Origin of the sequence: Paenibacillus hebaui, assembly GCF_051934385.1 — a bacterium.
GTDB lineage: Bacteria > Bacillota > Bacilli > Paenibacillales > Paenibacillaceae > Paenibacillus.
Genome location: NZ_CP196836.1, coordinates 1 through 23,734, shown reverse-complemented (window position 1 = coordinate 23,734; position 23,734 = coordinate 1). Strand labels below are relative to the sequence as shown.

The following is a 23,734-nucleotide window of genomic DNA, read 5'->3' as shown; positions in this document are numbered from 1 at the left end:
TACTCCAGATTATGAAATAACCCGCCTAGAGGTGTATATTCATGAGTCTGGATAGATCAGTTCGAGTATTGTACAAGCTTCTTTCTATATTACTATACATGATCAGGCGTTAGCGGTCAGCTATTCCTGTGATTTTTTATACGAAGCGAAGCGTTCAACCGTAAATGATCCATACCCATAATGGAAGCATGACAGATCCGGCAATGGCACTGATGATCATGGATACGGAACTCAAGGCTACCGCGTTCTCACCATACTCAAAGGATCTTGCCATGCCGAGTGCATGAGAAGCCGAGCCAAGTCCGATGCCATACGCATTTTTGCTTTGAACTCTGGACCATTTCAAAAGCATCGGCCCCAGTAATATCCCCGAAAAACCGGCAATCATTACAAATAAAGAAGTAAAAGATGAATTTCCTCCCACTTGATCAGCAAGTTGAATGGCGACGGGTGTAGTAATGGACTTTGGCAATAATGCAATGACCGTCTCTTTCGGATAACCCAATGTAATAGCCAATAAGGCCCCTGTAGCCATACCAACAATACTGCCTCCAATCGTGCCACCGACAATCGGGATTACATTCCGCTTCAGCACATCGATATGTTTGGATAAGGGAAAAGCAAGAGATACAACCGCTGGACCCAGGAGTTCCTGTATCCATTTGCCACCAAGCATGTACGTATCAAGCTTTATACCGGATACCAGCAAGATCAACACAAGGACCGCAGTCGATGTTAACACAGGCATAAGTATGGGCCATTTCAACTTTTTATATAAATGAGTTGCTGGAGAATATATTAAAACGGTTAGAGCAATCATTCCAATTCCGAGGATGAATGTCGACATGCGATCGCCTCCTTCTTGCCTTGATGCGCCGCTCTCCACGCCATGAGCCATTCACTTATTTTGGCAGACAACAGACATGTGATTAATGTGCTGACGATCAATCCCAGAACAAGCAATAATGTATTAGCTCTGAAAAAATCAAAATGATTAATGATGCCCACAGTAGGAGGGATGAACAGCAATTGCAGATGAGCTTGAAGCCATGACGAACCTTCTTCGCCCCAGCTTATTTTGATCCATCCGAGTTGAATAATGACAAACAATAACAGCATACCAACAATGCTACCTGTTAAAGGCAAATCCAGTATGGCTTGAATCATGTTTCCTATCCAATAGAAGCCATACATCCATATGACTTGCAGGACTATTCCTGTATATTTTTTTAGCGGAATAACCAAAGATGTCCCTTCTTTCCTTATGTCTATCTATATAAGTTCAACAATGATTTTACACAGGACCACTTCGCGGTCAAAACCTTCTTCCGATCGCTGTTATCACCAGATTTTTTCATCCCTTTTTTAAGTGGAAAGCCAGGAAAGCGTATGTTTTCGATATAGCTTTCTTTCAGAAAGATTTTAGGCGAGCACTTCGCTTCTCCAGATTGGTTCTGACCTCTCCGTTATCGTATAAAAGTTTACTTCAAAATATATAACAGTATGTTGTGCGTCCATTATAACAGCAAGCAAGTAAATCAATGACCAAGAGACCCTCATGTGTAGGGTTCGATTAACTTTATCGTTCATAGCCTTCTGGACTCTCTCTTGCGTAGATAGAATCCCGATTTTTCATATTCTCATTTAATTCCTCAAGATTTTCAATGAATACAAAGAACTATCGGACACCCCATGAAACCTTGCACCTATATCCCGCAAAAGCTTGATACGTGCCACAATGGTTGGACTTATGTGTTCGCCAGGATATACGAGAGGAATCCCTGGAGGATACGGAATAACCATCTCGGCAGAAAGATGACCGGCACATTCTTCTAGCGGGAATTTTAACGTATCCTTCTCCAAAATGGGCTGTAATGTAAAAGAGATAGGCTCCGAGAAAGGATCACCTTCATGAGAATTGTTCCACGTGGAAATATATTGCGCTGAGCCTTTCGCAAGCTGCTGTGATGGCTCTGTATTGGATTGAACCTGCTCATACCCATTGGCAGAGCTGATATGGTCTAAAGCGCGCAACAGGTGCTGGGCATCCTGCACCGTAGAGCCCAGGCTGAAGAGCAAGACGACGTACCGTTCGTCGCTCATCTCGGGCACGCAGCCGCATGCTTCCAGCTGCTGCTGCAGCCCATAACCGCTCAGCACTCCTGTGCCGTCATAAATGACGGCCTTAAACGGGTCCTGAGCGGTATAACCCGCGGCCGATGGCATCGCCGCCACGGACAGTGCTTCGGGCCGCCCTGGCACAGCGGTGCCCGTGGCATGCCCGCCAGCCGGCTCCGCCCCGGCTGGCTGCTCTTGCTGCAGCGGCTGCGCAGGCTGCAGCAACTGAAAGCGCGGCAGCTCCGCGAGGCCGCACTTAAAGGCGCTCACGGCGGCAAGCCCCGCCGTGAAGGTGTCCGCGCCCTGCACATGCAGCAGACGGCGCGCCAAATCAAGCGAAGCCATCACAGGGTATGATGGGCTTGAGCTTTGCACCATGGCCAGGCGCTGCCGAAGCAGGGACCGGTTCAACCGTGGTCCCTGAATGTGCAGCATGGCACCCATGGTGAAAGCCGACAGCATCTTGTGCGTCGACTGCACTACACCGTCTGCTCCGCAGGACAGTGCAGAGACAGGCAGCTCCGGATGCTGTCCATAATGCGCGCCATGTGCTTCATCTACGAGCAATGGCATGCCAGCCTCGTGGCACACCTCGGCTATGGGCGTCAGATCAGCGCCCATACCGTAATAATTGGGCAGCGTGACGAGTATTCCCTTTGCCTCAGGATACGTCTGGACAGCAGCCTTCACCGTCTCCATCGACGGTATGACCGCAAGTCCACTCGCAGGATCAACCCATGGCTCCAGAAATACAGCTTTTGCACCAGCCAGCATCAATCCATGAATCACCGATTTATGTACATTGCGTTGCACCAGTACAATGCTATTCGGCTCATCGCACACCGTCAGGAGTAATGACAGATTGCCCGCCGTACTACCACCCACAAGAAAGAAACTCTCCTCAGCACCAAAGCAATCCGCCGCCAGCTCTTGCGCCTCCTGAATAACACCTTCGGGATGATGTAGATCATCTGTTCCTGTAATCTCCGTAACATCCATTTGCATCATCTCCAGGAAAGAACTCACGGGTACAAGCTCTGCTTCTGACTGTCCACCTTCCACGGCCGGAAATTCTCCAATCCCGATGTCCTTCCCTCGTCCCCAAATGGCTGTGTTGCTCTCTTCCTCTTCAGGGGCAGCCCGTCCCACCAGTGGATCAACCCATTCCATATCTTCGTGCTTATCCACTATTCGTTCCGTTGGACGCTGCTTCTCCATTCCCTCCATCAAACTTCGGTAGACTTGCCCATTCTTATGCCCAGGTACATGAAAAGAACGTTGCCCTGAATCACGATAAGTAAGCAACGCTTCATATAAAGGTGCGGTATTTGGTTTATGTTCCATAGCTTATCCATCCTGTACATTCATATATTATAATACTGGCTATACCATTCTCTTCCTATTATATAAGGTGTCCCTCACCCTGATCATTCTATCATGATCGGCTGCATCCGAAATCTGAATCATATTGAATAATTACACTTCATATTTTATTATATCAGGATTTCTCAGCCCACAATTACATTCGATCACACATTGATACAACATCCTCACTATCCTGTAACTTATCTAACCCCATGCTCATGCCTTCCTAATATAAATTGTCACAAGGCTTCTACCCTCGGATTCTTCCACCAGTTGTCGGTCAGCTACGAGACGACTTGGCTCATACCTCGACCAGACCTTCACTGACTAGTGTGGTGCCTAGCTTCCCGAAGCGCACAAAACAGAAAAAGGCCCCTCGGGCCTTTTTACACATCGACACCATTCCATGTGATGTTTTCACTGATATTATTTAACGTATGTTCTTTATGCGTTCTTCTGCACCCAAATCTGTTTCATCTGATGAATAAAATAATTGTACTTGGCATCCTGTGCATCGGTATGAACCATTTCTGCTTCGCAAGCGTCACATATAAATTCGGATACGATAAAAATACCTTCTCTTTTTCTCTGTTCGCAGATAATGCATGTGTGTTCGGCGTGTCCTTCCATCAACCATCCCACCTTGTTTTACGTTTACTATCAGTATTGCACAGTTTCTATTATTTTAAACCTTTTCATAGTGCTTTCTTTCTATAAAATATACATATTCGGTTACCACCCATTGGGTGTCTGTACCGAAACGAAACATAACAAAAATGCCTAAAGCTATATATTTCAGCCGGACAGACTGCATGTAGCGGCTTTCTTTTTTCTGCATCTCATAGTAGCAGCTCCATAGATTGTATCTTCCTCTACTATTAAAAACATCCATCTATGTACTCTCCCCGATAGTCTGAACTTGAATGCCTTTTTCCTGTGATGATCTCCACCCTCGCCCCCTCTGAAAACTTTATATTCTATAATCTTAAAAAATCTTGGATTTACAGCCGATATATAATACATCACCATCAGAACCTGACAGCCAGAGTGTTCAAAGGTATACTTGTATAAGATCCATCTACTCTCCATATCTTGTACATCATTCTGGAGTGGCATACAAGGTTCATATACACACATCTCTACATGATCTACCCCTTTATCAAAGTAAACGAATATCCCTTTACAAATGAACGTGATCCCAGAAGGAGGATTTGTAATCGTATGATCGCCGAACCGGAGAATAAAGCTACATTTTATCAATACCGGCTTCTGAAAAAAAAGACTATTGCTCGCAGTGTCATTTATAGTTATTTGTCTCTGCCTGTTATTATGCTTTTGTTTAACCTATTGGCATTCTCCTGGACCGGCCTCTTCTTTTTTATCCTGGCAGGCCCGATTACTCTTTGGATTCATTATGTCATTGCCAGAACCATATTACTTTTGGTGCGTACCTCCTATGCACGACGTTGGCGCTGGAATCTTCATATGCCATGGTTTGGATACATCCCAGACCAACATTTCAGCTATCGTATGTTCGTCCGGGTACATCTTAATATGAGCTGGATTGGTTTGTGCATCATTACGGTTTGTTTAATCTGGTCACCCTTGTCCTTCACGTTTTCACTGATTTTCTGGCATCTGTGGCTACTTGCCCCACGTCTGTATGTTGTCCTTGCTCTTTCCCGCGAACGTAAGGACGGATTGATCAAACTTAATGAGCAAGACGTCTCTTATTACTTGCAATAACTGTCTTAACCTTTATCCATAATCAATCTACATTTGATACCTGTAATACATAAATAGTTAATTTTGTTCATCCCTCCAGTAGGAACATGCATCGTATCTTGATTTCGGAATATTACGTAACTATTCAAATCTCAAAGGTTATCCACTGTGGATAACCTTTGTTTATTGTTTACTCCTATCCCTTATCCACAGCTTGAGTGTAGTCAAAACAGTTATCCACAATAGAATCGCTTTTTATTTTTTATTCTGTTGCTCAGTCAACTGGTTGAACGTACAACTCTCCCCTCTCCAAACGTATTAAAACCTCTCTACACTCCCTAACCGCTCAACATCCTAAGTAGATATATACAATACGCTGAAGACCTATGATGACTCTATAACGGGTCTAACGACGTTATCATCCCACCTATTGCCCCTACTCTTTTCCTACGACTCTACAACGAACAGAGGCTCTATGTAACGTATCTACAAACGGATCCATTGAAACGGCACCTTTCCCCTTCAACATTCAAACTACTTCATCGAATAGAATAAAAAAAGCCCCCGCCAATTTCAACAGGAGCTTTGCTATATAAGGACCATTACAGCGTTAATTAGTTAAACAATAACTCTCAACCTTCACTCATCGTCATCAAGCGACTTTACTGTCGTATTGGCAGCTTCGCTTTTTGGAACCATCAATGTAAAGAAACCATCATGTACAGCTAAATGTACCGTATGTCCCTCCTTAGCAAACACCCGTAGGGAACTTGAGTCTTTAGATGTACTCTTGGCTTGCTTCTCTGTCCAGCCCCAGCTTTTAATCTCGTCTAGATATACCTCAGGCAAGCTAGTGCTCTCACTGATACCAGAAAGCGTATATCGAACATAATCCAAATCCGAATTGTTCTCGGACTGATCAGATTTATTCGCTACTTTAGGAACCGGGAAACCTTTCTCGTTTACCGCTCCTTCATAAGAAGTCCATGCAGATCCTGCTTCACTACATCCTACAAGCACAGCCAACAGGCAGAGCAAAAGAAATGAATGAAGACCCAGTCTTCGCCAACTTAACACACACACCCTCCTTTTCACAGCTGCACATTCCAGCTCTGTGGTCAGGTACTTTTAGCATATTTAACATAGTCCTATTATACTGGTTTGGCACTAATTTTCCGTAACAAAACTGTTACCTTCCTTTTTACGCTCATAAACAAATAAAAACCACCACCGAATTACATCGGCAGTGGTTCTTTGCTTGGCGGCGTCCTACTCTCCCAGGACCCTGCGGTCCAAGTACCATCGGCGCTAGAGGGCTTAACGGTCGTGTTCGGGATGGGTACGTGTGGAACCCCTCCGCCATCGCCACCAAACGCATAGCTTATAGCTTACATTTCAGAGTATTTGTTCTCTGAAAACTAGATTCGAAACGAAATTTGCGTCTTACAACCTGCATATTGGATAAGCCCTCGACCGATTAGTACTGGTCAGCTCCATGCATTGCTGCACTTCCACCCCCAGCCTATCTACCTCGTCGTCTTCAAGGGGTCTTACATACTGGGAAATCTCATCTTGAGGGGGGCTTCACGCTTAGATGCTTTCAGCGCTTATCCCTTCCGTACATAGCTACCCAGCGGTGCTCCTGGCGGAACAACTGGTACACCAGCGGTACGTCCATCCCGGTCCTCTCGTACTAAGGACAGCTCCTCTCAAATTTCCTACGCCCACGACAGATAGGGACCGAACTGTCTCACGACGTTCTGAACCCAGCTCGCGTACCGCTTTAATGGGCGAACAGCCCAACCCTTGGGACCTACTTCAGCCCCAGGATGCGATGAGCCGACATCGAGGTGCCAAACCTCCCCGTCGATGTGGACTCTTGGGGGAGATAAGCCTGTTATCCCCAGGGTAGCTTTTATCCGTTGAGCGATGGCCCTTCCATGCGGTACCACCGGATCACTAAGCCCGACTTTCGTCCCTGCTCGACTTGTAGGTCTCGCAGTCAAGCTCCCTTATGCCTTTGCACTCTTCGAATGATTTCCAACCATTCTGAGGGAACCTTTGGGCGCCTCCGTTACTCTTTAGGAGGCGACCGCCCCAGTCAAACTGCCCACCTGACACTGTCCCCGCACCGGATTACGGTACCAGGTTAGAACCTAGATACGATCAGGGTGGTATCCCAACGGTGCCTCCACACAAGCTGGCGCTCATGCTTCAAAGGCTCCCACCTATCCTGTACAGATCGTACCCAAATTCAATATCAAGCTGCAGTAAAGCTCCATGGGGTCTTTCCGTCTTGTCGCGGGTAACCTGCATCTTCACAGGTATTAAAATTTCACCGGATCTCTCGTTGAGACAGCGCCCAAGTCGTTACGCCATTCGTGCGGGTCAGAATTTACCTGACAAGGAATTTCGCTACCTTAGGACCGTTATAGTTACGGCCGCCGTTTACTGGGGCTTCGGTTCACAGCTTCGGATTGCTCCTAACCACTCCCCTTAACCTTCCAGCACCGGGCAGGCGTCAGCCCGTATACTTCGCCTTACGGCTTCGCACAGACCTGTGTTTTTGCTAAACAGTCGCTTGGGCCTTTTCACTGCGGCCCCCTCGTGCTATTCACACTACCGGGGCACCCCTTCTCCCGAAGTTACGGGGTCATTTTGCCGAGTTCCTTAACGAGAGTTCTTCCGCGCGCCTTAGAATACTCTTCTCGCCTACCTGTGTCGGTTTGCGGTACGGGCACCATCACCTGGCTAGAGGCTTTTCTTGGCAGTGTGAGATCATGACCTTCGCTACTATAATTTTCGCTCCCCATCACAGCCCAGCCTTATCGATGTGCGGATTTGCCTACACATCAGCCTCACTGCTTAGACGGACATCCATCAGTCCGCGTCACTACCCTGCTGCGTCCCCCCATTGCTCATAACGGCTTACGGTGGTACAGGAATTTCGACCTGTTGTCCTTCGACTACGCCTTTCGGCCTCGCCTTAGGTCCCGACTTACCCTGAGCGGACGAGCCTTCCTCAGGAACCCTTAGGCTTTCGGCGGATCAGATTCTCACTGATCTTTTCGTTACTCATACCGGCATTCTCACTTGTATAATGTCCAGCGCTCCTTACGGTACACCTTCAACCCTTATACAACGCTCCCCTACCCCTGATGCAAAGCATCAAGCCATAGCTTCGGTGGTGTGTTTAGCCCCGTTACATTTTCGGCGCAGAGTCACTCGACCAGTGAGCTATTACGCACTCTTTCAATGGTGGCTGCTTCTAAGCCAACATCCTGGTTGTCTGGGCAACTCCACATCCTTTTCCACTTAACACACACTTGGGGACCTTAGCTGATGGTCTGGGCTGTTTCCCTTTTGACAATGGATCTTAGCACTCACTGTCTGACTCCCGGAAGTAAGTCTATGGCATTCGGAGTTTGACTGAGCTTGGTAACCCTTGCGGGCCCCGCACCCAATCAGTGCTCTACCTCCACGACTCTGTTTTCCGAGGCTAGCCCTAAAGCTATTTCGGGGAGAACCAGCTATCTCCGAGTTCGATTGGAATTTCTCCGCTACCCCCACCTCATCCCCGCATTTTTCAACATGCGTGGGTTCGGGCCTCCAGTGCGTGTTACCGCACCTTCACCCTGGACAGGGGTAGATCACCCGGTTTCGGGTCTACGTCCACGTACTAACTCGCCCTATTCAGACTCGCTTTCGCTGCGGCTCCGGCTCATCACCTTAACCTTGCACGGGAACGTAACTCGCCGGTTCATTCTACAAAAGGCACGCCATCACCCCTAAAACGGGCTCTGACTTTTTGTAAGCACACGGTTTCAGGTTCTATTTCACTCCCCTTCCGGGGTGCTTTTCACCTTTCCCTCACGGTACTGCTTCACTATCGGTCGCTAGGAAGTATTTAGCCTTGGCAGATGGTCCTGCCGGATTCATACGGGGTTTCACGTGCCCCGCACTACTCGGGATTGGTCTCGGAGAGAGCAGACTTTCAACTACAGGGCTTTTACCTTCTTTGGCGGGCCTTTCCAGACCTCTTCGCTTAATCGGCTCCTTTGTAACTCCATGTGAGACGTCCCACAACCCCAAAGAGCAAGCTCTCTGGTTTGGGCTTCTCCGCGTTCGCTCGCCGCTACTGACGGAATCACTATTGTTTTCTCTTCCTCAGGGTACTTAGATGTTTCAGTTCCCCTGGTATGCCTCTGCACAACCTATGTATTCAGTTGTGAGTAACTGGAAATTACCCCAGCTGGGTTTCCCCATTCGGACACCCCCGGATCAAAGCTTGCTTACAGCTCCCCGAGGCAGTTTCGTTGTTCGCCACGTCCTTCATCGGCTCCTAGCGCCTAGGCATCCTCCGTGTGCTCTTAGTAGCTTAACCATATCGCTCGTGTTCGAGCTGTCGCTCCGCTTGTTTTGGACTACGTCCAAAGCCAAAAGTCGCTCCATTTCGATCACTCGCTCATGCAATCTACCTTATAAACACTTCACTTGTTTACACAAGATCAGTTTAAAGGAATGTTCTAAATCGCAAAATTTCGTTTCGATATCTAGTTTTCAAAGAACAAGCTCCATGCAAAAGCAAGCTGTTTGAGAGTTTGAGCTCTCAAAACTGAGCAACGAGTGAGTTAAAAGCTTTACGAAGTAAAGCTCGCTTCGGAAGCATGCTTCCTGAAGACTTGGTTTTGAATGTTTCCACTCGGGAAACGATTCTCCATAGAAAGGAGGTGATCCAGCCGCACCTTCCGATACGGCTACCTTGTTACGACTTCACCCCAATCATCTATCCCACCTTCGGCGGCTGGCTCCTTGCGGTTACCCCACCGACTTCGGGTGTTATAAACTCTCGTGGTGTGACGGGCGGTGTGTACAAGACCCGGGAACGTATTCACCGCGGCATGCTGATCCGCGATTACTAGCAATTCCGACTTCATGCAGGCGAGTTGCAGCCTGCAATCCGAACTGAGACCGGCTTTGTTGGGATTCGCTCCATCTCGCGATTTCGCAGCCCGTTGTACCGGCCATTGTAGTACGTGTGTAGCCCAGGTCATAAGGGGCATGATGATTTGACGTCATCCCCACCTTCCTCCGGTTTGTCACCGGCAGTCTATCTAGAGTGCCCACCCGAAGTGCTGGCAACTAAATATAAGGGTTGCGCTCGTTGCGGGACTTAACCCAACATCTCACGACACGAGCTGACGACAACCATGCACCACCTGTCTCCTCTGTCCCGAAGGAAAGATACATCTCTGCATCGATCAGAGGGATGTCAAGACCTGGTAAGGTTCTTCGCGTTGCTTCGAATTAAACCACATACTCCACTGCTTGTGCGGGTCCCCGTCAATTCCTTTGAGTTTCAGTCTTGCGACCGTACTCCCCAGGCGGAGTGCTTAATGTGTTAACTTCGGCACCAAGGGTATCGAAACCCCTAACACCTAGCACTCATCGTTTACGGCGTGGACTACCAGGGTATCTAATCCTGTTTGCTCCCCACGCTTTCGCGCCTCAGCGTCAGTTACAGCCCAGAGAGTCGCCTTCGCCACTGGTGTTCCTCCACATATCTACGCATTTCACCGCTACACGTGGAATTCCACTCTCCTCTTCTGCACTCAAGTCACCCAGTTTCCAGTGCGATCCGGGGTTGAGCCCCGGGATTAAACACCAGACTTAAATGACCGCCTGCGCGCGCTTTACGCCCAATAATTCCGGACAACGCTTGCCCCCTACGTATTACCGCGGCTGCTGGCACGTAGTTAGCCGGGGCTTTCTTCTCAGGTACCGTCACTCCTTGAGCAGTTACTCTCAAGGACGTTCTTCCCTGGCAACAGAGCTTTACGATCCGAAAACCTTCATCACTCACGCGGCATTGCTCCGTCAGGCTTTCGCCCATTGCGGAAGATTCCCTACTGCTGCCTCCCGTAGGAGTCTGGGCCGTGTCTCAGTCCCAGTGTGGCCGATCACCCTCTCAGGTCGGCTACGCATCGTCGCCTTGGTGAGCCGTTACCTCACCAACTAGCTAATGCGCCGCAGGCCCATCCCCAAGTGACAGATTGCTCCGTCTTTCCAGTTTCCTTCAGGAGAAGGAAACAAGTATTCGGTATTAGCTACCGTTTCCGGTAGTTGTCCCAAGCTTGAGGGCAGGTTGCCTACGTGTTACTCACCCGTCCGCCGCTAACCATCAGAGAAGCAAGCTTCTCATCAAGTCCGCTCGACTTGCATGTATTAGGCATGCCGCCAGCGTTCGTCCTGAGCCAGGATCAAACTCTCCAATAAAGTATTGAAAAGAGCGATAAGCTCATTTTGAATCTGACGAGATTAAAAATCTCATTTGTGCTCCAGCTGATCCAAGCCAAGGCTTGTCTCAAACTTTCGCGTTCATTCTGCAAGCAGAATGTTTACTCACTCGTTGTTCAGTTTTCAAAGATCAAACTTGTTTCTCGTCGCCGTCGTTGTTCTCTCTGGCAACTCTTATATCCTATCATGTCCGAACCAACTTTGCAAGCTCTTTTTTTAAGTTTCTTTCGAAGCTTCATCATTTGCTTGCCGCACCGTGTTTCTCGTGTTTTCTTGGCCGGAATTAGAATATACCATGTACAGTTTTTGAATGCAAGTCTTTTTTTTGAACAAAGGTTATTATCATCATAGAACTAAACAAAATGCCTTCATTATCCCCTATGCTAGACATACTTCTTCCGCGTTTGGTCTCACGAACTTCAGAAGCCACTCCATATGAAGAGGCTTCTTCTCTTCTATACAAGCAAATAGATCCTAGCCTATAACTTCCTGAATGTGGAGCTGTCTTTGCTGCATCAGATTAATGATGGTTCCCTCAATGGATACCATTGGTCGTGTAGGATGATCCCGATCTGAGAAAATGATTTCACCTATCTGATTATCACTGAGTTTCACTCGAATGCCATTATGGATTTGAGTAGAACGTTGAACAAATACATTTACAATGGCAGGATCCAGCTTGCCAAAAGCTTCACTTTGAATTTGTTCCAATACCAGATACGGTGACTGTGCCTTGCGATAGATCTTCTCTAACGTCATGGCGTGGAAAATATCAGCGATGGCTACAATTTTGGCATAGATATGAATCTGAGTGCCGCTAAGTTGTAGCGGGTAGCCCGATCCATCGACTTTTTCATGATGCTGTAAAGCCGCAAGTCTGGCACCTTCATTAATTGCCTTTGCCTGCTTCAAGACCTGATAGCCATATTTCGTATGCTGCCGGATCTCTTCCTGTTCTGATGTAGTTAGCGTGGATGGCTTATGGAGGATCTGTGGATCAACTTTGCTGTTACCGATATCATGGAACAATCCCGCAAAAGCAACCTGCATCCAGTCCTTGGAGGGCAGATCTATCCACTGAGCCAACTGATAGGAAGTCATCGCGCTTAATACAGCATGGTGATATACATAATCATGTTCCTTCATTAGTCGTGGACTGAAAGTCAGCACATTATACTGTTTGAGATATGTAAACAATGCCTCAAGCTGCGTGCGCAGCTCGTATACAGGCAATTCAGCCGCCAGAGAGGAGAGAAATGCGTTTTTGGTCAATCCAACCATCTTCTCGTATTCTTCATGTAAAGATGATATTACGGGAGCTGAAACAGTTCCGCCTCCCTTAACTGTTTGTTCGTTCTTGTCAGTCCCTGGACTTCCTGCGGACGTAGATGAAGCCTTAGAACCAGCACTGCTTGTCCCTGCTCTCTCCTGTTCGATAACCACCTGGTGAATCATGAAGGCACGAAGCACTTCCACATCTTTTGGCAAAATGACTTTGCCTTTCTGAAACAAAACGTTACCGCGAATTGTATGTACGTCATTTCCCAGTTTAAGTCCTGGTTTGACTTCTGACAGGGCGATCAATCCCATGTTTATTCCCCTCACTCATTGTTCTTCTATGATGATAACAAGACTATAGTCCCGACTTTTCACGATATTTCCCATTATATTACTCAAGAATCAGGCTGTACATCCCAGATTTTGAGGATAGTTGTGATGCAACAGTCAAAATAACAAAGGGCCCCCTTACGGGAGCCCTCCAGTTTTATTCCAACAACTCATTCATGCGTTGATTTAAAGAAAAATCTAGACTATGCTTCCGAACCCGAGTCATCGCCTTCAACCTCAGCATCGGAAACAGTCTCCTCATCCAGACTTACCACTGGACCTTCTGACTCTCCGGCTTCTAGCCCTTCAAGCAACTCTTCATCTGGCTCTTCTTCATTCTTGTCTATCCGGCTAACTGTAGCTACAGAATCTTCGTCACGTATATGAATCAGCTTCACACCTTGCGTGTATCGACCCATAGTGGAGATGCCTTCCATACTCATCCGAATTAATGTACCACTAGAAGTAATAATCATCAGATCTTCTTCCGTTTTAACCATTTTGAGGCTGACTACCGACCCGTTCTTCTCTGTGACGTTAATGGTTTTGATCCCTTTACCGCCACGAGTCTGCATCCGATAATCGCTGACAGGTGTACGTTTACCGTAACCTTTGGCTGTAACAATCAGAACATCAAGTTCTTTATCAACTACATCCATACCGATAACCTCATCCTGCTTATCCAGCGTTATCCCTTTAACCCCGGTTGCATTTCGTCCCATGGAACGAACATTTCCTTCCGAGAAACGGATGGACATTCCGTGAGCTGTACCCATGATGATCTCCTGCTGTCCGTCCGTCAGCTTAACGTCAATGAGGATATCATCATCACGCAGGGAAATCCCGATCAGACCACCTTTGCGAATATTGGTGTAATCCTCAAGCGGCGTCTTTTTCACAACCCCTTGACGGGTAGCAAAGAATAGATACATGTCGCTCTCAAATTCCTGGACTGGAATAACGGCATTAACCGATTCACCCTGCTCGATTTGAATCAGGTTGATAATCGGCGTTCCTCGTGCTGTACGTCCAAGCTCAGGAATCTCATAGGCTTTGAGACGGTACACTTTACCTTTGTCGGTAAAGAACATGAGGTAATTGTGAGAGTTGGTCACGAACAGATGCTCAACAAAGTCGGTATCTTTCGTGTCCATTCCCACAACTCCACGTCCACCACGTTTCTGGCTGCGGTATGTCGATACCGGCAAACGTTTCACATAGCCTGTATGAGTAATCGTGATGATGACCTCTTCACGTGGGATCAGATCCTCATCCAAAATGCTCTCTTCACCTACAGTGATCTCGGTACGACGATCATCACTGAAGCGATCACGAATTTCTTGCAGCTCCGTGCTGATAATCTCAAGCACGAGATGCTCGTTGGCCAGAATTTCGCGATACTCTGCAATTTTGACCATCAATTCGTTATATTCATTTTCGATACGTTCGCGTTCCAAACCTGTGAGGCGTTGCAAACGCATATCGAGAATGGCTTGCGCCTGATCATGACTGAGTGAAAAACGCTCAATCAAACCTTCTCTGGCTGCATCTGCATTACTGGATGAACGAATCAATGTAATAATCTCGTCGATATGATCCAGCGCAATACGCAAACCTTCTAGAATGTGTGCACGAGCTTCAGCCTTTTTCAGTTCAAACTGCGTACGTCTGCGAATAACCTCAATCTGATGCTGCAGGTAGTGATACAACACTTCACGCAAGTTCAGAATTTTAGGTTCTTTATTCACAATCGCAAGCATGTTAATCCCAAAAGTGGACTGCATCGATGTATGTTTGTACAGGTTGTTCAGAACAACCCCTGGATTTACGTCTCTGCGGAGCTCGATCACAACCCGCATACCGTTACGGTCAGACTCATCACGAAGGTCTGTAATCCCATCAATCTTTTTATCACGTACCAACTCGGCGATTTTCTCAACGAGTCTCGCCTTGTTCACCTGATAAGGGAGCTCTGTAACGATAATTTTCGCTTTGTTGTTATTCTCTTCGATGTTCGTTTTGGCCCTCATCGTTACCGAGCCGCGTCCAGTTTGATACGCCTGCCGAATTCCAGAGCGTCCCAAAATATAACCGGAAGTTGGGAAGTCAGGTCCATGAATGTAATCCATCAATTCCATGGATGTAATATCAGGATTTTGGATCATAGCCTGTACGCCATCAATCACTTCGCCCAGATTATGAGGAGGAATGTTGGTTGCCATACCTACCGCAATCCCACCGACACCATTGACAAGCAAGTTAGGAAAACGAGCCGGAAGAACAATAGGCTCACTTTCCTCACCGTCATAGTTCGGCTGGAAATCAATCGTATCTTTGTTAATATCTCTGAGCATTTCCATTGCAATCTTGGACAAACGGGCCTCTGTGTAACGCATGGCTGCTGCCATATCGCCATCCACCGATCCAAAGTTACCATGTCCATCTACATGCATGTAGCGCAGGGAGAAATCCTGAGCCATCCGTACCATCGTTTCGTATACAGCAGAGTCACCGTGTGGGTGATACTTACCGATAACTTCGCCGACGATTCTGGCTGATTTTTTATGTGGTTTATCGGGTGTCATGCCGAGCTCCGACATTGCGTACAGAATACGCCGGTGAACCGGCTTCAATCCATCACGCACGTCAGGTAAGGCACGGCTAACAATGATGCTCATCGCGTAATCCATAAACGATTCACGCATCTCGACGCCAATATCCCGATCTTTAATCTGTGAGTTCATTTCTTCCGCCATGCTGGACCTCCTTCTTGTCCTTCAACAAACATTCATTCAGTCATTAAAATTAATTATATGTGTTATATGTGAAAAGCCTAACAAGGCTAAGACCGCGCAAGAACGCTACCCTTTATTATATTACTTTCACAAAAGTTACACAATTAAACGTCCGCTGGGCAATAGCCTTTCTTCCGGGAACTTTGGAGAGTCTGGGGGTTAGCCCTGCCTTCCTCACCATCTGCACATACAATGCTAGAAAAAGCGGCAAATGGACTATCCCTATCTTAGGATGAAGCCGTTCCCGTTCTACGATCAAACTACAAATTGTGCAACAATAGCACAAAACGCCATATTTCTCTATTATACCACTGAAATCATCTCTTGTCCTTTGATTTCTCCATGCCTGTCACTCTTAGAGAACCCAACAAAACTTGAAAGGACTGATGGCTCTTGGGTATCCAGCGTGTCTCCAGCAAATGGACCAAGACAGTTGTGTTACAACGCAGCCGTAGTGTAAATGGATATATACCAGTTACACGAAAATATAGTCGCCAAACCCTGGAACGGATGACTGAATTATTTGAGTCAAACTATATCAAACCGGATCGGGGGACTTATGGAAATGGAGTCATGCGGGTAAAAACCACTTGGATATCTACACTCCCTATCACTGCGGACGATTCGGCTACCGGTGAAGGTACACTCGATCAAGAAACAATCGATGAAGCCGATAAATGCCCCTCCCCTGTCGCAAATGAAACAGAGGTCCAGGCATCTCCAGCGATCGATATAACGACGTACGAACTTCGATACGGTACAGATGAGTTCATCTTTCATTCCCTGGATGAATTGGAAATAGCTCTCAATGAACGCATTGAGAACCGGGAATACATCATTCAACAGGGTATTCCGCTGATGAAGCATGATGGATTGCCTTTCGACTTGCGGGTATTAACCCAGAAAAATCTACAGCACAGTTGGGAAACGACAGGCATTCTGGGCAGAATAGCTGCACCGGGTAAAATTATTACCAACATCCATGGAGGCGGACGGTTGGCCTCATTTGAAGAAGTCGTGCGGCCCCATTTTAACAATCATGAATTTGATCAACTCCGTAGTGAACTATATCGGTTAGGCATTCATATGGCGGTGCAGCTGCAAAGGTCATTTCCCAGACTCAAAGAAATCGGTATCGATATCGCACTGGACGAGAGCGGACGGCCCTGGATTCTTGAAGTTAATACACTGCCGGGTATTTATGCTTTTGCTCTGCTGCCAGACAAGCAAACGTATCGGAAGATCAGACGTTATGCGATAGCATACGGCAGATTGCCCTCCAAAAGAAGGAAATCCTCTCGGCCATCTCATAAGGCTCAGGCCTCCTCTGCCAAGAAACGCACACGTTGATTATAGGAATATAAAAAAGGCGCCCTCACAGGCGCCTCTGTTGGATATCGTTTAAATATCTAGGTTTTTCACGTATTTAGCATTTTCCTGAATAAAGTCACGACGAGGTTCAACGTTATCCCCCATCAGTGTGTCGAACATAGCATCGGCAAGTATAGCATCGTTGATGGATACTTGCAGCATTGTCCGGCTCTCAGGGTCCATCGTCGTTTCCCACAATTGTCCGGCATTCATCTCACCGAGACCTTTGTAACGCTGGATATTAAACTTCGCATTTTCACCGAGCGTAGCAATAATTTCATCGCGTTCTTTCTCGGAACCCGCATAGCGAATAACTTTGTTACGCTCAATCTTGAACAATGGAGGCTGAGCAATGTATACATAGCCTGCCTCGATGATTTTGCGCATGTACCGATACAGGAATGTCAGCAACAGTGTTCGGATATGGGCACCATCGACATCGGCATCCGTCATCAAAATGATTTTGTGATAGCGGGCTTTGGCAATATCGAAGTCATCGCCAATTCCCGTACCCATCGCCGTAATAATGGCTCTAATCTCCGCATTACCCAAGATCCGGTCAAGACGAGCTTTTTCCACGTTCAGAATTTTACCGCGCAGCGGCAAAATCGCTTGGAAATGACGATCCCGACCTTGCTTCGCCGATCCACCGGCAGAGTCACCTTCGACGATGTACAATTCACTGATGGAAGCATCCTTGGATGAACAGTCAGCCAGTTTACCTGGAAGTGAGCTTACTTCAAGTGCACCTTTACGACGTGTCAGTTCCCGTGCTTTACGGGCAGCTTCACGAGCACGTGCTGCTTGCAGTCCTTTTTCCAAAATGCGACGGGATACGGAAGGATTCTCTTCCAGGAACTCCTGCAGTTTCTCGGCAAACAAGGATTCGACAATACCACGCACTTCACTGTTTCCCAGCTTGGTTTTCGTCTGTCCTTCAAATTGCGGTTCCGGAATTTTGACCGAAATAATGGCCGTGAGTCCTTCCCTAACATCATCGCCGGACAAGTTACCCGTACTGTCCTTAATTACCCCCGCCTTGCGGGCATAGTCATTGATAATCCGTGTAAGGGCACTCTTGAATCCTGATTCATGCGTTCCGCCCTCATGTGTGTTGATATTGTTGGCGAAGGAATAGATATTCTCGGTGTAGTTGTCATTGTATTGCAGAGCAACTTCCACCTGGATGTTGTCTCTGGAACCTTCGACGTAAATTGGATTTTCATGCAGTACTTCGCGCTTCTGGTTAAGGAAGGAGACGTATTCGATAATACCACCTTCGTACATGAACGAGTTGGTTGCACCCGTACGCTCATCCGTCAATGTAAGACCGATGCCCTTGTTCAGGAACGCCAGCTCACGAATACGGGCGAGCAAGATATCGTAGTCGTACACTCTCGTTTCCGTGAAAATTTCAGGATCCGGATGGAACCTAACCGTTGTTCCCGTTTCTTCGGTTGTTCCGATCACTTTCAGGTCATACTGTGGAGCTCCACGGCGGTATTCCTGTTGATACACTTGGCCGTCAACCTTAACTGTAACAACAACTTTCTCTGATAGAGCATTGACGACCGATACACCCACCCCATGAAGACCACCAGATACTTTGTAACCGCCACCGCCAAATTTACCACCTGCATGCAGAACAGTCATAACAACCTCAAGCGCAGGACGTTTCATTTTGGCATGTTCACCGACAGGAATCCCCCGCCCATTATCGACTACAGTGACGCTGTTATCTTCATGAATAGTAACTTCGATATGATCACAATAACCTGCGAGTGCTTCGTCAATACTGTTGTCCACTACTTCCCAAACGAGATGATGCAGACCTTTGGCACTGGTGGAACCAATATACATCCCCGGTCGTTTACGTACGGCTTCCAGCCCTTCAAGTACCTGAATTTCATCTGCACCATATGACGGTTGATTCATAGACATGCTTTCACCTACTTCTATAGATTCAATATCGTAAATATGCGTTAACTAAGAATGTTTGCTGAAATAGGCGACGTTCATTTCAGCAAGCTGTCGAAATTAAAACAAGCAGCAAAAGGCACAATTTTTATGCCACAAAAACGCTAGAGATCAGGAAAAATGTGTGCCCGCTTCTTCAGCGTGGCTGAGGAAATAGGCGAGTAGTACACAATGTTTTTGGTCACCACAATGGACTTGGCTTCCTCTTCGCCGATGTGCTCCACTGTTTTTTCCTGCTCCGCATGAGTGACATACTGCTTGGAGATTTTTGAGGATTTTTCAATCGATATATCAAAAATAGCGACCAATTCGGAAGAACGGATGATCTTCTCACCGCCCAGATGAATGTACATAAGCCCTCACTCCTTAGCGTTCAACCTGTCCGGCATGAACGTGATAAATACTGGCATCTTTGAGCTTGTCAACGTTCAGGCTCTCGATCCCCGTAGCCGTAATAAAGGTTTGCACCTTGCTCTGGAACGTTTCGATCAGCTGCGTCTGACGAAATGGGTCCAGTTCAGACAGTACATCGTCCAGCAGCAGGACCGGATATTCTCCGATTTCTTCGTGAATCAGTTCAATTTCCGCAAGTTTAAGGGACAACGCCGTTGTGCGCTGCTGCCCCTGCGAGCCATAGGTTTGTACTTCCCGATCGTTAATGAAAAAGGACAGGTCATCCCGATGCGGCCCACTAAGGGTTGTGCCTCGGCGAATCTCCTGCTCTTTCATTTGTGATAATTTTATCATAAATTGGTCCATTAAGACAGCTTCATCTTCCTCAGCAGCTTCGCTGAAGGAAGGAAGATAGGCCAGCCGCAAGACTTCTCCGCCTCCGGTGATCCCTTGATGAATCGTTTCAGCCCACTTTTGAAGTTTCTTTATGAATTGTTTCCTTTTTTTGACGATTTTAACACCGTGCTCCACCAACTGTTCGTTCCATACCTCAAGCATGGTCTGGGCTGAGGCACCTTGTCCCCATAACTGCTTGAGCAAATTGTTACGTTGCACGAGCACTTTCTGATACTGCTGTAGATGATACAGATATCCTGGGGCAACTTGTCCGATCTCCATGTCAAGAAACCGGCGGCGGACCCCCGGTGTGCCTTTGACTATCTCCAGATCCTCCGGTGCAAACATGACGACATTGAGCGCTCCGACAAAATCACTTAGCTTGCGCTGTTCCAGGCCGTTAATCTTCGCTTTTTTGCCTTGTTGTGACAAAGATATTTCAAGCTTGACCGATCCGTACTTTTTGTCGACCTCTGCTGCAATCCGGGCACGTTCCTCACCAAAACGGATTAACTCCTTGTCACGGGATGTACGGTGGCTCTTTGTGAGCGCAAGTACAAAAATAGCCTCTGCAAGATTGGTTTTGCCCTGGGCATTTTGCCCAATCAACAGGTTTACAGGACCAAAAGAGTCCAGTCTCAGATGTTCATAATTGCGGAATTGATGCAGATCAATGCTGTTGACAAACACGCGGTAACCTCCCTTTTATCCCGTCCGTCAGGAGGCAGCAGGATCGAACTGGTCTTCTTATTCTGCGGCAACTTCGAATGTGCCTTCTCCTTGCACTTCAACGATATCCCCAGGGTATAACTTGCGTCCCCGGCGTTCCTCAGGCTCTTTATTCACACGTACAAGTCCTTCCTGAAGCAGAGCTTTGGCCATACCTCCGGTTGGTACACAAGCAGCTAATTTCAAAAATTGATCAAGCTTGATATATTCCGTTCGAATCGTAACTTGGTTCACTATGATCTTCCTTTCGTTAGTTGGTCGTCCGGTAAGGCAATATGACGTACAGGCTGTGACTGTCGTCCAGCGGTTTCAAGATGATCGGGCTCATAACGCCAGTGAAAGCAATCATCAGCTGCTCGCTTTCCACCACTTTCAGTACATCCAGCATATATTTGGAGTTGAATGAGATTTTCAGAGGTTCACCGTTAAAATCGGCAGGTTCGATTTCTTCTCGTACCTTACCCAGCTCAGAAGAGCTTGATGAAATTTCGATCGTACCAGAATCCATGGTCTGCATTCGCACAATGTTTGTTTTTTCTTCACGCGACAGCAAATAAGCCCTGTCGATGGATTCACTTAATTTTTTTGTATCTAAAACCAGTTCTGTTTTGTACGAAGTTGGAATAATTCTAGAAGTATCCGGATAAGTTCCATCCAAAATGCGTGAATAGAAGAGAACACGGTCGATTTTGAACAGGACCTGATTGTCAGCGACAACGATATCCACAAGTGTATTTTGATCCGGCACAATTTTGCTGAGTTCGTTCAGCGTTTTACCCGAAATCACCACATTGTTGAAACGTACACCCTCTGCATTATCCAGCATTGCTGAACGAGTAGCAAGACGGTGACGGTCTGTTGCCACAAATTTCAGTTCATTGTCACCCAGACTCCAGAGTACTCCCGTCAAAATTGGAGTGGTTTCATGTGTGGAAATGGAAAACACGGTTTGCTTAATCATATTTTTCAGCAAATCGCCTGGAATGGATACGGTTTGGTTTTCTTCGATGCTTGGAAGTACAGGGAATTCTTCAGGATCAAGTCCAACCAGCTGAATCTCGGTGGCACCTGCAGAGATAAAGGTGTTGAAGTTTTCTTTAACCTCCATGTGCACTTCCTGTGATGGCAGCTTCTTGATGATCTCGACAAAAAACTTGGCTGGCAGTACAACACTACCTGGTTGTTCTATCTGAACAACACTTTTATCTCCATCTTCAAGCGGGATGAAGGATTGAATGGATATGTCCGTGTCGCTTGCTGTCAACGTTACACCTTGATGATTCACGTCGAATTTGATACCGCTCAGGATCGGAATGGTCGTACGGCTCGAGATCGCTTTGGATACTTGCTGTATGGAATCGTTTAAGTAGTTTTTCATTATGCTGATTTTCATGGTTTCACTCCTAGCTGATTTTTTGGGTATTGAGGTGTTGAAAGGTGTTTTTCAAAGGCCGGAGGCTTAGCTTCGAAATGGCTATTTTGGAGATGATATCTTTTAGATCTTTATAGTAATAATAGTAATAGGGGCACTGAATATGTGGATAAGTGGGTATAAACCCGTACACCCAAGCCTATCCACATGTGTATACGTTGTGCATAGGCTTGGGACTTGTTCAGGTTGGATTCTTTATTTTTTCGGTTAAGTTGTTGATAACTTTATAGAGATCCTGATCGATTTTAATCGCTTGGGAGATTTTTTCGTGCGCATGAATGACAGTGGTGTGATCTCGTCCTCCGAATGCTTCTCCGATTTTGGGCAGAGAAAAGTCTGTCAGTTCACGAGAGAGATACATGGCAATCTGTCTTGGAAAGGCAACTGCCTTGGTCCGTTTCCGTGCTTTGAAATCTTCAAGCTTAAGGCTGTAGTACTCGCCGACCTTTTGTTGGATGTCATGGATAGTGATCATTTTGGGACGACTGGAAGGAATAATATCCTTCAGTGCTTCAGCTGCCAGATGAGTGGTTACATCCTGATTCGTCAGCGAAGAATAAGCAACGACCCGAATCAGGGCACCTTCCAGTTCACGAATGTTGGTGTCAATCTGGTTGGCAATGTACATCATCGCTTCATTCGGAATATCCAGGTTTTCCGCACGTGCCTTTTTACGCAAAATAGCGATCCGTGTCTCCAAATCTGGAGGCTGGATATCTGTAATTAACCCCCATTCAAAGCGAGAACGAAGTCGTTCTTCCAGGGTCGGAATTTCCTTCGGTGGTCTGTCGCTGGAGATGATGATCTGTTTCCGTTCCTCATGCAGCGCATTAAACGTATGGAAAAATTCCTCTTGTGTCGATTCTTTTCCCGCCAAGAACTGAATATCATCAATGAGCAGAATGTCGACGCTCCGGTATTTGTTACGGAAGCTCTCCCCGCGGTTGTCACGGATGGAGTTAATGAATTCATTCGTGAATTTCTCAGAAGACAAATAAACAACTTTGCTGCCCGGATCATGCTCCAGTACATAATGACCGATTGCATGCATCAAGTGAGTTTTACCGAGACCTACTCCCCCATATAAGAACAGAGGATTGTATGCTTTGGCGGGCGCTTCAGCGACCGCCAGCGATGCGGCGTGGGCAAAACGGTTGCCCGGCCCGATGACAAATGTATCGAACGTATATTTCGGATTCAGCATGCTGAGTACCGCTTCTTCCTGTACAACTTTGGGCTTAGGCGCCGGCAGTTGCGGGTCTGGTTCAGCAGGCTTGCTCTCTTCGATGACAAATTTCACATCGACCTGTTTGCCAAGCAGCTCATATACCGTTGATCCAACCAGTTTGGTGTAACGGCTCTCCAGCCATTCGACGGCAAACGTGGTAGGCGCGGAAATGATGATCGAACGATCATTTAGCTTGGTTGCTTTGGTTGCTTTGAACCAAGTGTCAAAGCTGGGTTTGCTGAGTTTGTTTTGAATAATTGATAAAATTTGCTGCCATAAATCAGAAGTATGGCTGTCCAC

16 protein-coding genes and 3 rRNA genes are annotated in these 23,734 nt (G+C 46.9%); 2 read left to right on the top strand and 17 right to left on the bottom strand.

The features are described from left to right. Positions 1-154: 154 nt before the first annotated feature. The 5 genes from ACR32F_RS00095 to ACR32F_RS00075 form a co-directional block, all read right to left on the bottom strand. Complete coding sequence (locus ACR32F_RS00095; protein WP_440115047.1) at positions 155-847, bottom strand: LrgB family protein; 693 nt, start codon at positions 845-847, stop codon at positions 155-157. After that, complete coding sequence (locus ACR32F_RS00090; protein WP_440115045.1) at positions 817-1,167, bottom strand: CidA/LrgA family protein; 351 nt, start codon at positions 1,165-1,167, stop codon at positions 817-819. Before ACR32F_RS00090 ends, ACR32F_RS00095 begins: the two co-directional genes overlap by 31 nt. 477 nt (positions 1,168-1,644) lie before the next feature. Continuing rightward, positions 1,645-3,462: an aminotransferase class I/II-fold pyridoxal phosphate-dependent enzyme gene (locus ACR32F_RS00085; RefSeq protein ID WP_440115043.1), complete on the bottom strand. Its 1,818-nt coding sequence runs from the start codon at positions 3,460-3,462 to the stop codon at positions 1,645-1,647. A gap of 465 nt (positions 3,463-3,927) precedes the next feature. Continuing rightward, on the bottom strand, positions 3,928-4,113 hold the full coding sequence (locus ACR32F_RS00080; protein ID WP_440115041.1) for a sigma factor G inhibitor Gin: 186 nt from the start codon (positions 4,111-4,113) through the stop codon (positions 3,928-3,930). Positions 4,114-4,168: 55 nt separating this feature from the next. Beyond that, the gene (locus ACR32F_RS00075) at positions 4,169-4,375 is read right to left on the bottom strand and encodes a hypothetical protein (RefSeq protein ID WP_440115039.1); all 207 of its coding nucleotides are present in this window, start codon (positions 4,373-4,375) and stop codon (positions 4,169-4,171) included. 329 nt (positions 4,376-4,704) lie between these two features. Here ACR32F_RS00075 and ACR32F_RS00070 point away from each other — a divergent pair, with 329 nt between their 5' ends. After that, positions 4,705-5,229 carry a hypothetical protein gene (locus ACR32F_RS00070; protein ID WP_440115037.1) on the top strand — a complete coding sequence of 175 codons (525 nt, stop codon included), beginning with the start codon at positions 4,705-4,707 and terminating at the stop codon, positions 5,227-5,229. A gap of 618 nt (positions 5,230-5,847) precedes the next feature. Here the strand turns inward: ACR32F_RS00070 and ACR32F_RS00065 are convergent. From ACR32F_RS00065 to gyrA, 6 genes are all read right to left on the bottom strand, one after another. Next, the gene (locus ACR32F_RS00065; protein ID WP_440115035.1) at positions 5,848-6,285 is read right to left on the bottom strand and encodes a hypothetical protein; all 438 of its coding nucleotides are present in this window, start codon (positions 6,283-6,285) and stop codon (positions 5,848-5,850) included. A 179-nt stretch (positions 6,286-6,464) separates the two neighbouring features. Then, positions 6,465-6,581: ribosomal RNA gene (gene rrf, locus ACR32F_RS00060) — 5S ribosomal RNA — on the bottom strand. 84 nt (positions 6,582-6,665) lie between these two features. Beyond that, positions 6,666-9,592 (bottom strand): 23S ribosomal RNA (locus ACR32F_RS00055). A gap of 339 nt (positions 9,593-9,931) precedes the next feature. Next, positions 9,932-11,484 (bottom strand): 16S ribosomal RNA (locus ACR32F_RS00050). Together the 16S, 23S and 5S rRNA genes form the textbook arrangement of a ribosomal RNA operon. 495 nt (positions 11,485-11,979) lie before the next feature. Next, complete coding sequence (locus ACR32F_RS00045) at positions 11,980-13,095, bottom strand: HD-GYP domain-containing protein (protein WP_440115033.1); 1,116 nt, start codon at positions 13,093-13,095, stop codon at positions 11,980-11,982. 221 nt (positions 13,096-13,316) lie between these two features. Beyond that, positions 13,317-15,869, bottom strand: coding sequence for a DNA gyrase subunit A (gyrA, locus tag ACR32F_RS00040; RefSeq protein WP_440115031.1), 2,553 nt, complete (start codon positions 15,867-15,869; stop codon positions 13,317-13,319). Positions 15,870-16,301: 432 nt separating this feature from the next. On the opposite strand from gyrA, the gene ACR32F_RS00035 reads away from it, so the two are divergent. Next, complete coding sequence (locus ACR32F_RS00035) at positions 16,302-17,258, top strand: YheC/YheD family protein (protein ID WP_440115029.1); 957 nt, start codon at positions 16,302-16,304, stop codon at positions 17,256-17,258. 51 nt (positions 17,259-17,309) lie between these two features. On the opposite strand, the gene gyrB is transcribed toward ACR32F_RS00035, so the two are convergent. From gyrB to dnaA, 6 genes are all read right to left on the bottom strand, one after another. Continuing rightward, positions 17,310-19,220, bottom strand: coding sequence for a DNA topoisomerase (ATP-hydrolyzing) subunit B (gene gyrB, locus ACR32F_RS00030; protein WP_440115027.1), 1,911 nt, complete (start codon positions 19,218-19,220; stop codon positions 17,310-17,312). A 140-nt stretch (positions 19,221-19,360) separates the two neighbouring features. Beyond that, positions 19,361-19,609, bottom strand: a complete 249-nt coding sequence (remB, locus tag ACR32F_RS00025) for an extracellular matrix regulator RemB (protein ID WP_017691405.1) — start codon at positions 19,607-19,609, stop codon at positions 19,361-19,363. A 13-nt stretch (positions 19,610-19,622) separates the two neighbouring features. Then, positions 19,623-20,735, bottom strand: a complete 1,113-nt coding sequence (recF, locus tag ACR32F_RS00020; RefSeq protein WP_440115025.1) for a DNA replication/repair protein RecF — start codon at positions 20,733-20,735, stop codon at positions 19,623-19,625. Between the two features lie 57 nt (positions 20,736-20,792). Next, a complete protein-coding gene (yaaA, locus tag ACR32F_RS00015) occupies positions 20,793-21,008 on the bottom strand; it encodes a S4 domain-containing protein YaaA (RefSeq protein ID WP_440115023.1) in 216 nt (71 codons plus the stop codon). A 16-nt stretch (positions 21,009-21,024) separates the two neighbouring features. Continuing rightward, on the bottom strand, positions 21,025-22,167 hold the full coding sequence (dnaN, locus tag ACR32F_RS00010; protein WP_440115021.1) for a DNA polymerase III subunit beta: 1,143 nt from the start codon (positions 22,165-22,167) through the stop codon (positions 21,025-21,027). A gap of 220 nt (positions 22,168-22,387) precedes the next feature. Beyond that, positions 22,388-23,734, bottom strand: coding sequence for a chromosomal replication initiator protein DnaA (gene dnaA / locus ACR32F_RS00005; protein WP_440115019.1), 1,347 nt, complete (start codon positions 23,732-23,734; stop codon positions 22,388-22,390).